Annotated in this window: 9 protein-coding genes; 6 read left to right on the top strand and 3 right to left on the bottom strand. The window is 69.6% G+C overall.

The features are described from left to right. The first annotated feature begins 80 nt into the window (after positions 1–80). The 4 genes from IFT73_RS18525 (at position 81) to IFT73_RS18510 (ending at position 5,155) form a co-directional block, all read left to right on the top strand. A complete protein-coding gene (locus IFT73_RS18525; protein ID WP_192168909.1) occupies positions 81–425 on the top strand; it encodes an L-rhamnose mutarotase in 345 nt (114 codons plus the stop codon). Positions 426–512: 87 nt separating this feature from the next. Continuing rightward, entirely contained in the window at positions 513–1,676 is a 1,164-nt protein-coding gene (gene rhaI / locus IFT73_RS18520) for an L-rhamnose isomerase (RefSeq protein ID WP_056605196.1), read from the top strand. 25 nt (positions 1,677–1,701) lie between these two features. Further along, positions 1,702–3,738, top strand: coding sequence for a bifunctional aldolase/short-chain dehydrogenase (locus IFT73_RS18515; RefSeq protein WP_192168908.1), 2,037 nt, complete (start codon positions 1,702–1,704; stop codon positions 3,736–3,738). Positions 3,739–3,748: 10 nt separating this feature from the next. Beyond that, entirely contained in the window at positions 3,749–5,155 is a 1,407-nt protein-coding gene (locus IFT73_RS18510) for a rhamnulokinase family protein (RefSeq protein ID WP_192168907.1), read from the top strand. A gap of 120 nt (positions 5,156–5,275) precedes the next feature. Here IFT73_RS18510 and IFT73_RS18505 read toward each other — a convergent pair whose 3' ends face one another. Both IFT73_RS18505 and IFT73_RS18500 read right to left on the bottom strand, forming a co-directional pair. Beyond that, positions 5,276–6,511 (bottom strand): alpha-hydroxy acid oxidase, encoded by a 1,236-nt coding sequence (locus tag IFT73_RS18505; RefSeq protein ID WP_192168906.1) that lies wholly within the window; start codon positions 6,509–6,511, stop codon positions 5,276–5,278. Next, positions 6,511–7,185 carry a GntR family transcriptional regulator gene (locus IFT73_RS18500; RefSeq protein WP_197984375.1) on the bottom strand — a complete coding sequence of 225 codons (675 nt, stop codon included), beginning with the start codon at positions 7,183–7,185 and terminating at the stop codon, positions 6,511–6,513. Before IFT73_RS18500 ends, IFT73_RS18505 begins: the two co-directional genes overlap by 1 nt. A 283-nt stretch (positions 7,186–7,468) precedes the next feature. Between IFT73_RS18500 and IFT73_RS18495 the strand changes: the two genes are divergently transcribed. Further along, positions 7,469–7,849, top strand: a complete 381-nt coding sequence (locus tag IFT73_RS18495) for an AlpA family transcriptional regulator (RefSeq protein WP_192168905.1) — start codon at positions 7,469–7,471, stop codon at positions 7,847–7,849. Then, a complete protein-coding gene (locus tag IFT73_RS18490) occupies positions 7,839–9,101 on the top strand; it encodes a site-specific integrase (RefSeq protein ID WP_192168904.1) in 1,263 nt (420 codons plus the stop codon). Before IFT73_RS18495 ends, IFT73_RS18490 begins: the two co-directional genes overlap by 11 nt. 47 nt (positions 9,102–9,148) lie before the next feature. Here the strand turns inward: IFT73_RS18490 and IFT73_RS18485 are convergent. Further along, the coding region (locus IFT73_RS18485; protein ID WP_206759104.1) for a hypothetical protein at positions 9,149–10,262 on the bottom strand (1,114 nt) is incomplete at its 5' end.

The following is a 10,262-nucleotide window of genomic DNA, read 5'->3' as shown; positions in this document are numbered from 1 at the left end:
CGTCCGGTCGGCGGACTTCACTCCGCCGACCGGACGTCCCCCCTCCTCCTCCTCCTCCCTCCCGCGTGAAAGGTCCGACCGTGCGTCGCGTCTGCTTCCAGCTCCAGGTCAAGCCCGACCGGATCGACGAGTACACCCGGCGCCACGCCGCGGTGTGGCCCGACATGCTCCGTGCCCTGGCCGACTCCGGCTGGCACAACTACTCGCTCTTCCTGCGTCCGGACGGCCTGCTGATCGGCTACGTCGAGACCCCCTCGCTCGAGGACGCGCAGGCCGCGATGGCGCGCACCGAGGTCAACGGCCGCTGGCAGGCCGAGATGGCGGAGTTCTTCGTCGACCTCGGCGACGCCTCGCCCGACACGGGCTTCGTGGAGCTCCAGGAGGTCTTCCACCTGGAGGACCAGCTCGGGTCGCTCACCGACTGACCAGTGCTACTGGCGGACCCGGGTCCGCCTGTGATTGAATCGATTTAATAAGCGCCGCCCCGCGACGCGAGACGAGAGAAGCAGACGATGACGACATTCAGCGCGATCAGTGCGCAGCTCGAGGGACAGGCCATCGAGGTCCCGTCCTGGGCCTACGGCAACTCCGGCACCCGCTTCAAGGTGTTCGGCTCGGCCGGCACCCCCCGCACGGTCGAGGAGAAGATCGCCGACGCCGCCGAGGTCAACCGCCACACGGGCCTCGCGCCGCTCGTCTCGCTGCACATCCCGTGGGACCTGGTCGACGACTGGGACGCGCTGCGCCGCCATGCCGAGGGCCTCGGCATCGGCCTCGGGACGATCAACTCCAACACGTTCCAGGACGACGACTACAAGCTCGGCGCCCTGACGCACACCGATGCCGCGATCCGCCAGAAGGCCATCGACCACCACCTGGCGTGCATCGACATCATGGACCAGACCGGCTCCCGCGACCTGAAGATCTGGCTCGCCGAGGGCACCAACTACGCCGGGCAGGGCGACATCCGGGGCCGGCAGGACCGCCTCGCCGAGTCGCTCGCGACGATCTACGACCGCATCGGCGACGACCAGCGCCTCGTGCTGGAGTACAAGTTCTTCGAGCCGGCGTTCTACCACACCGACGTCCCGGACTGGGGCACGTCGTACGTGCAGGTGCAGGCCCTCGGCGACAAGGCGTTCGTGTGCCTCGACACCGGCCACCACGCGCCGGGCACCAACATCGAGTTCATCGTCGCGCAGCTGCTGCGCCTCGGGAAGCTCGGATCGTTCGACTTCAACAGCCGCTTCTACGCCGACGACGACCTCATCGTGGGCTCGGCCGACCCGTTCCAGCTGTTCCGCATCATGTTCGAGGTCATCCGGGGCGGCGGGTACGGCCCCGACAGCCAGGTCGCGTTCATGCTCGATCAGTGCCACAACATCGAGGACAAGATCCCCGGGCAGATCCGGTCGGTCCTCAACGTGCAGGAGATGACGGCCCGCGCGCTGCTCGTCGACACCGAGGCGCTGACCAAGGCCCAGGCCGAGGGCGACGTCCTCGGCGCGCACGAGATCTTCACGGACGCGTTCTACACCGACGTCCGCGCCGACCTCGCCGCATGGCGCGAGGAGCGCGGGCTGCCCGGCAACCCCATGCGGGCCTACGCCGAGAGCGGCTACCAGGACACCATCGCCGCCGAGCGCGTCGGCGGCACCCAGGCCAGCTGGAACTGACACCCCCCACACACCAAGGGACACCATGACGAACAACACCGCAGCAGACCTGATCGCCCGGTCCAACCGACTCGGCGCCGATCCCCGCAACACCAACTACGCCGGGGGCAACACCTCCGCGAAGGGCACCGAGACCGACCCCGTCACCGGTGAGGACGTCGAGCTGCTCTGGGTCAAGGGCTCCGGGGGCGACCTCGGCACCCTGACCGAGAGCGGCCTGGCCGTCCTGCGGCTCGACCGCATGCGCGCGCTCGTCGACGTCTACCCCGGTCTCGACCGCGAGGACGAGATGGTCGCCGCGTTCGACTACTGCCTGCACGGCAAGGGCGGTGCGGCCCCGTCGATCGACACCGCGATGCATGGCCTGGTCGACGCGAAGCACGTCGACCACCTGCACCCCGACTCCGGCATCGCGATCGCGACGGCCGCCGACGGCGAGCAGCTGACCCGGACGATCTTCGGTGGTCAGGTGGTGTGGGTGCCCTGGCGCCGTCCCGGCTTCCAGCTCGGTCTCGACATCGCCGCCATCAAGGCCGAGAACCCCGACGCGATCGGCTGCATCCTCGGCGGCCACGGCATCACGGCGTGGGGCGACACGTCCGAGGAGGCCGAGAAGAACTCGCTGTGGATCATCGAGACCGCGGCCGCGTACATCGAGGCCAACTCGCGTCCCGAGCCGTTCGGCCCGGCGCTCGACGGCTTCGGCGCTCTGCCCGAGGACGAGCGTCGCGCGAAGGCCGCCGCACTGGTGCCGACGATCCGCTCGATCGCGTCGCAGGACAAGCCCATGGTCGGTCACTTCACCGACAGCGACGTCGTCCTCGACTTCCTCGCCGCCGCCGAGCACCCGCGCCTGACCGCGCTCGGCACGAGCTGCCCCGACCACTTCCTGCGCACCAAGGTCAAGCCGCTCGTGCTCGACCTGCCGGCCGACGCGTCGGTCGAGGACTCGATCGCGCGACTTCGCGAGCTGCACGTCGCGTACCGCGAGGACTACCAGGGCTACTACGACCGCAACGCCGTCGAGGGCTCGCCCGCGATCCGCGGCGCCGACCCGCTCATCGTCCTGGTGCCGGGCGTCGGCATGTTCAGCTTCGGCAAGGACAAGCAGACCGCCCGCGTCGCCGGCGAGTTCTACACCAACGCCATCAACGTCATGCGCGGCGCCGAGGGCCTGTCGACGTACGCCCCGATCGACGAGGCGGAGAAGTTCCGCATCGAGTACTGGGCGCTCGAGGAGGCCAAGCTGCAGCGCATGCCCGCGCCGAAGCCCCTTGCGACACGCATCGCGCTCGTGACCGGTGCCGCCTCCGGCATCGGCAAGGCCATCGCGAAGAAGCTCGCCGCCCAGGGGGCCGTCGTCGCGATCGCCGACCTCGACCTCGCGAAGGCCCAAGCCGCGGCCGCCGAGATCGGTGGCACCGACGTCGCGATCGGCGTGCAGGCCGACGTCAGCGACGAGGACGCCGTCCAGGCAGCCGTCGACGCGACGCTGCTCGCCTTCGGCGGGCTCGACCTCGTCGTCAACAACGCCGGCCTGTCGCTCAGCAAGTCGCTGCTCGACACGACGGTCGCCGACTGGGACCTGCAGCACAACGTCATGGCCAAGGGCTCGTTCCTGGTCTCGCGCACCGCCGCGAAGGCGCTCATCGAGCAGGGCCTGGGCGGAGACATCGTCTACATCTCGAGCAAGAACTCGGTGTTCGCCGGCCCCAACAACATCGCGTACTCCGCGACCAAGGCCGACCAGGCCCACCAGGTGCGCCTGCTGGCCGCCGAGCTCGGCGAGCACGGCGTCCGCGTCAACGGCATCAACCCCGACGGCGTCGTGCAGGGCTCGGGCATCTTCTCCAGCGGCTGGGGCGCCAACCGCGCCGCGGTCTACGGCGTCGACGAGAAGGACCTCGGTGCGTTCTACGCGCAGCGCACGCTGCTGAAGCGCGAGGTCCTGCCCGACCACGTCGCCAACGCGGTGTACGCGCTCGTCGGTCCCGACCTGACCCAGACGACGGGCCTGCACATCCCCGTCGACGCCGGCGTCGCCGCCGCGTTCCTGCGCTAGGGGCCCGGCCATGTCCTCGGTCTCCGTCGCCGCCATCGACCTCGGCGCCTCCAGCGGTCGCGTCATGGTGGGCGACGTGGGGCCGGGGCGACTCGATCTGCGCGCGGTCGCGCGCTTCGCCAATGAACCCGTCCTTCTCCAGGACGGTCTTCACTGGGACCCCCTCGAGCTCTACCGCCACGCTCTCGACGGACTGTGGACAGCCGTGAGCCAGTCACCCGACGGGCTCGGGAGCGTGGCGGTGGACTCGTGGGCGGTCGACTACGCCCTCCTGCGGGGTGACCGCATGCTGGGCGTGCCGTTCCACTACCGGGACGGGCGGACGGCGCGGGGCGTGGAGCGCATCCACGCCCGCGTGTCGCCGGCCGAGCTGTACGCCCGCAACGGGTTGCAGTTCCTGCCGTTCAACACGATCTACCAGCTGGCCGCCGACGAGATCGGCGACGCCGACCGGTTGCTGCTGGTCCCCGACCTGATCGGCTTCTGGCTGACCGGCCGGATGGTCACCGAGACCACCAACGCGTCGACGACCGGACTGCTCGACCCGCGCACCGGCGCCTGGGACCTCGACCTCGTCGCGCAGGCAGGTCTGCCGGCGTCGATCCTGACCGACCTCGTCGGACCCGGCGACACCATCGGCACCGTGTCGGCGCACGTCGGCGAGCGCATCGGAGCGCCGCACCTGGCCGTGACAGCGGTCGGCTCGCACGATACCGCGTCGGCCGTGGTCGGGGTCCCGATGCAGACCGACGACGCGGCCTACATCTCGTGCGGCACGTGGGGGCTGGTCGGCGTCGAGCTCGACGCCCCGGTCGTCACCGAGGAGGCGCGTGCCGCGAACTTCACCAACGAGGGCGGCGTCGACGGGCGCACTCGCTTCCTGACCAACGTCATGGGCACGTGGCTCATCAGCGAGACGTTGCGGCAGTGGGAGCGCGACGGCGACGCCGTCGATCTCGTCGAGATCCTGCGGGTGGCCGCGGACGTCTCGGGGCCCGTGACGGTGTTCGACGTCCAGGACCCGCGGTTCATGGCACCGGGCGACATGCCCGCGCGGGTGCGCGAGTGGTGTGCCGAGCACGGTGCCGCCGCTCCTGCTGATCGCGCGATGCTGATGCGGAGCATCGTCGAGAGCATCGCGCAGGCCTTCGCCGACGCCCTCGAGGCGGCCGAGAGGCTGTCGGGGCGGACGATCCGTGTCGTCCACGTCGTCGGCGGCGGCTCGCAGAACCGTCTGCTGTGCCAGGCGACGGCCGACCGCAGCGGCCGACCCGTCCTGGCGGGCCCGGTCGAGGCGACGGCGCTCGGCAACGTCCTCGTCCAGGCCAGGTCGCTGGGGGCCGTCGGCGGCACGCTCGAGGAGATGCGCGCCCTCATCGCCGCGACGCACGAGCTCGCGAGCTTCAGCCCCCGCTGACCCGCCCGATCCGCGAGCCGATCCGCGAGTGGTGCGGTCCGGACACTCTGGGACGGCGTGTCTGACCACGTCGCACCACTCGCGGCACGGTGTGCACCACTCGCGGGCGGCTGAGCCCGGCTAGCGAGCCCGCGGGACGAGCCGCTCGAGCTGGGTGACGTGGGCCGGCTCCAGCTCGGCGATCGACGAGGCGCCCAGCAGCTTCATGGTGCGGACGATCTCGTCCTCGAGGATCGCGATCGTGCGGTCGACGCCCGCGCGTCCGCCAGCCATGAGGCCGTAGAGGTAGGCGCGGCCGATCATCGAGAAGTCGGCGCCGAGCGCCGCGGCGGCCACGATGTCGGCGCCCGACATGATGCCGGTGTCGACGCCGATCTCGAGCGCCGAGCCGACCTCGCGCTTGACCTCCGGCAGCAGGTGGAACGGGATCGGCGCGCGGTCGAGCTGGCGTCCGCCGTGGTTCGACAGGATGATGCCGTCGACGCCCTGGGTCGCGAGCTGCTTGGCGTCCTCGAGGTTCTGCACGCCCTTGACGACGATCTTGCCGGGCCAGATCTCGCGGATGACGTCGAGGTCGGCGTACGAGATGGTCGGGTCCATCGCGGAGTCGAGCAGCTCGCCGACCGTGCCGCCGGTCGAGCTGAGCGACGCGAACTCGAGCTTGGGCGTGGTCAGGAAGTCGAACCACCACCACGGCCGGACGGCCGCGTTGACGACCGTGCGCAGCGAGATCTGCGGCGGGATCGAGAAGCCGTTGCGCTTGTCGCGCAGGCGCGCGCCCGCGACGGGGGTGTCGACCGTGAACTGCAGGGTGTCGAAGCCTGCGGCGGCGGCGCGGCGGGCCAGATCGTACGAGATCTCGCGGTCGCGCATGACGTAGAGCTGGAACCAGTTGCGGCCGTGCGGGTTGGCGGCCTTGACCGCCTCGATCGACGTCGTGCCGAGGGTCGACAGGGTGAACGGGATGCCGGCGGCACCCGCGGCACCGGCGCCGGCGATCTCGCCCTCGGTCTGCATCAGCCGCGTGAACCCGGTCGGGGCGATCGCGAACGGCAGTCGTGACGGGCCGCCGAGGATCGTGGTGGACGTGTCGACGCTCTGGGCCGGGCGCAGCACGCGGGGGCTGAACTCGACGTCCTCGAAGGCCTGACGGGCGCGTGCGAGCGACAGCTCGCCCTCGGCGGCGCCGTCGGTGTAGTCGAAGGCGGCCTTCGGCGTGCGGCGCTTCGCGATCGTCCGGAGGTCGTTGATCGTCAGGGCCTTCTCGAGGCGTCGACGCTTCGGGTTGAGGACCGGCTTCTTGAACTTCAGCAGGTCGAAGATCTCGCGGGGGTTGGGGAGCTGGCGCTGGACCATCAGGTCACCTTCTGTGCGGTGGGAGGAGCGTGCAGGGAGTCGTAGTGGGCGACGAGGCGGTCGCTGGAGGCGCGGATGTGGGCGCGCGTCAGATGGCCGGCACGCTCGACGTCGCCGGTCGCGATCGCGTCGAGGATGGCCTGGTGCTCGCGCGCCACCTCGTCGCCGGAGCGCAGCCGGTGTGCCTCCACCTGCGCGATGCCCAGCTCGATCTCGCCCATCAGCAGGTCGTGGAGCCGGGGGAGGCGCGTGGACGTCGTGCCGTGCACGAGCGCGCGATGGAAGGCCAGGTCGTGGGCCGTGTAGGGCGCGTCCTCGGGCTGGTCGAGCAGTCGGCGGTGAGCCTCGCTGGCATCCGCGGGGATGGTCGTCGCGGACGCGAGAAGCTCGACCGCCGCGGCTTCGATCGCCGCGCGGCTCACGAAGAGGTCGGTGATGTCGTCGCGGTCGAGGGTGCGCACCCGGGCAGCGTGGTGCGGCCTGCGTCCGAGCAGACCGTCGGCGACCAGCTTGTCGATCGCGATGCGGGCCGTGGGACGGGCCACGCCGTACGTCTGCGCGACGTAGGCCTCGGTCACGGCCGTGTCGGGGGACAGGCCCCCCGTCAGGACGGCGGACCGCAGCTCTCCCACCACAGCATCCGGGCGGACGGATGCGTCAGTGGTCGCGGGCATTGTCAGACAATATCAGATTGTCTGACAATGCCCGTCCGGCGCTACAGCGTCGACTGGATCCCCGCCAGTAGCTGCCGCGCCATCACGACGCGCTGCACCTGGTTGGTGCCCTCGTAGATCTGCGTGGTCTACGAGACACTTGACGTTTTCGCTGCGATCGCAGGGAAACCGCCCGATCGTCGGTACACAAGATGTACACGAGCGGTGCGTTTCGCTGCGCGCTGGTGCGGGCCAGTGCGTGCAGCGGATGCGTTCTCACGACCACTCGGCACCAGTCCTGGTCATGAACGCAGACCCCATCTCCCAGACCAAGTCGGTCGAGCCGTGTGTGCACGGTTGGCACCCCGAGGCCGAGGCCGGACCGGTCCAGGGCATGAACCCGAACATCTTCGCCCCGACCTTCGACCGGGTCGTCGGTCCCGCCGGCGCCGCTGAAGTGCTGGAGATCAGCCCTCGCACGCTCGACAACGTCCGCGACAACGACCCGACCTTCCCCGCGCCGCGCTACATCGGCCGGCTGCCGCGCTGGACCGTCTCAACCCTTCTGGCATGGGTTGCGGCCCCCGCGAGCCATCAGCTTCTCTTCGCCGGCAACGTCGAGGACACCGACCTCGACGCAGAGCTGGCCGACCTCGCAGATGAGGAGAGCTGGAATGTCCACTAGAACCCGACGCACCCACCTCCGCGACGACGACCCGGTGCGCGTGTACGCGAGCGGCGCCGTCCGCTACTGGACAGGAGGCGTACCCGGTCAGGGCGAGCGGCTGCCGAAGAAGTTCCGTACAGAGTCCGAAGCTCAGGCCTGGGCCGTCGGCAAGCGCAAGGAACTTGCGCGCCGGCGCGGCGCCGAACCGAAGGTCGACTCGCGGCTCGTGGAGGCGTTCCAGGAGATGCTCAACACGATGACGGCGACCGGCGTCGTGGACAGCAGCATCCGTCAGTACAAGTCGAACTGGAACGTCTGGATCGCACCGGTCTTCAAGGGGTCCGCTTGCGCCGATGCGAAGCTGCCGCTGTGGACGAGAGTCTTCGACGAGGCGCTCAAGCCCGCCGACTCGACGAAAGCCGAGAGTCCGCGACGGACGCGTCCGGCTTCCAAGACGACCATCGACTCTCTGGAACGGACCCTGAACACCTTCATCAGCTGGGCCGAGGAGCGCGGCTACTTTCTCGTTGAGGCACCTTTCGGGTCTGCCGTGCGTAGGCGCAAGGTGGCCAAGGCCGCTCGCAAGCTGGCTCGGGAGCCCGACTCACGCGAGGGTCTCATGGACGGAGTCGTCCTCGACTTCTACGAGGTGGAGGAGTACGCCATCGCCTACGAAGAGCAGTACCCCGGCTACGGCTACAAGCTTGTCCTCACATCGTTCTCCACGGGCCTGCGCATCGCGGAGTGCCTCGCGCTGAAGGACGACTCGATCGACCCGGCCACCGGCGACGTGTTTGTGGACTGGCAACTCGACCGTGACCGGCCGTGGCCCGCCGTCAAGCCGCCCAAGGGTGACAAGCCTCGGGTTGCCACCATGTGGGAGTCCCACCGCCACATCGCCGAGGAACTCATCGCTTCAGCGCGTGACCGCGACCCTTCCGACCCCGAGTACGGGTGGCTCTTCCCCCGTCATCGGTCCACCACGGCCTGGGCGGATCAGGCGTCGAAGCTCGGCAAGGCCGCGGCCGAGGCGACGGGCCAGGCGTGGCGATTCCACGCGCTGCGTCACGCGAACGCGACGTACACCATCCTCCCTGAGGTCGACGGAGGTCAGGGCAAGCAGCACGTCCAGGCGGCGGCATGGGCTGGTCACAGCTCGCCGGCCTTCTTCTTCGACACCTATGTCGATCGCGTCACGGACGACATCAAGGAGGCCAACGCGGCCTTCTTGGCCGCTGGAGGGTGGGATACGAGCTCGGACGCGAGCTAGGCGGTCGCCGTAGAGCAGTTCGCATCCGCTGCGAGTGGCGGGATTGGTCAGGAATGCACGACCAGTTGGCGCAGGATGCTCTCGGCGGAGACGAGGTAGGTCTGGACGAGCTTCAGCTCGACGTTCGACGCGTGCTTCGCGCCCTGCGCCTTTCTGAAGAGCTGGTTGGTGGTCTTGGCCAACGCTGACACGTGGTCCTGGATGAGGGGGAGGTGGGAGCCCTGTTGGAGGCTGAGGATGTAGGCGATGCGTCCTCGGCGTGTGGGTGCGGGCTTGCCGTCCTTGGGAAAGGTGGCGTCTTCGCCGAGGTCGCCGCGTTCCGCGGCGGCGAGGACAGCGGGGTCGGGTGCGCCGTGCCGCAAGGTGTGGTCAAGTGCTTCGACGATGGCGTGGGCTGTCAACGAGACGGCTGCGGGCCCATCGCGGTCGATCTGGTCCCAGGCTGCGTGCAGGAACTCGGCGATGGCGGGGTTGAACTGGTCGAGGGTGTCGTAGAGCTCGGCGCGCTCTTGGTGTTCGTCAGTGATCCACGGATCGACGACCTGTTCTTCGAGGTCGTCGGTGGTCTCAGGGTCGAGGATGCCGCTGCCGAGGAGGAGGTCGGCTGCAGTGAGCCCAGCGACGCTGCGGCTGAAATCGCTGGCACGGTTCAGGTCGAGTGCTGTCGGCTGCTCGGGCAGGTCGAGCAGAAGGGTTCGCAATGCTCTTGCCGAGATGCGGCTCAACGGGGCAAGGCGGAGGTCGGGGTTGGCGGCGGCGTAACGGGCGACGACAGCGCCGGTCGCCGCGTTGATGCCGAGGATGTTGTTCAAGGTGCGGCGCTGTGGCGCGGCGACGCTCATGGTGCCTACGAGGGAGCGAGCAGTTGTGGCGGCCAGGATGTTGTCCCGCCACGCGGTGTCGAGGGCGGGCGCCTTGAGTGCGCGGGCGAAGCCTGTCGTTGCGATGAGCTGCTCCGTGCGGATGGCTCGCAGGCTGGCCAGCGCTGGTGTAGCCAGGACGCTAGCGTCTGGGCCGAGGCCCGGCCCGAAGACCTTCAGGCCGATGCGTTGGGCGGTGGTGCTGCGAGCGGTCAGCCCCGCAGCGAACGCACCGCCGGACATCCCTGTCAGTCCTAGGGCGCGTGCGCTGATGGAGGGGGTGGTCAGTCCTAGGGCGCGT

It is taken from the genome of Aeromicrobium sp. CFBP 8757, assembly GCF_014841755.1.
GTDB lineage: Bacteria > Actinomycetota > Actinomycetes > Propionibacteriales > Nocardioidaceae > Aeromicrobium.
The sequence above is the reverse complement of the archived record's forward strand: the minus strand, read 5'-3'. Positions and strand labels throughout refer to the sequence as shown.

Excerpts from the sequence above, each read along its gene's own strand:
- IFT73_RS18495 (WP_192168905.1), top strand. The coding sequence starts at position 7,469 with ATGAACGCAGACCCCATCTCCCAGACCAAGTCGGTCGAGCCGTGTGTG.
- IFT73_RS18515 (WP_192168908.1), top strand. The coding sequence starts at position 1,702 with ATGACGAACAACACCGCAGCAGACCTGATCGCCCGGTCCAACCGACTC.
- IFT73_RS18500 (WP_197984375.1), bottom strand. The coding sequence starts at position 7,185 with ATGCCCGCGACCACTGACGCATCCGTCCGCCCGGATGCTGTGGTGGGA.
- IFT73_RS18505 (WP_192168906.1), bottom strand. The coding sequence starts at position 6,511 with ATGGTCCAGCGCCAGCTCCCCAACCCCCGCGAGATCTTCGACCTGCTG.
- IFT73_RS18490 (WP_192168904.1), top strand. The coding sequence starts at position 7,839 with ATGTCCACTAGAACCCGACGCACCCACCTCCGCGACGACGACCCGGTG.
- IFT73_RS18510 (WP_192168907.1), top strand. The coding sequence starts at position 3,749 with ATGTCCTCGGTCTCCGTCGCCGCCATCGACCTCGGCGCCTCCAGCGGT.
- rhaI (WP_056605196.1), top strand. The coding sequence starts at position 513 with ATGACGACATTCAGCGCGATCAGTGCGCAGCTCGAGGGACAGGCCATC.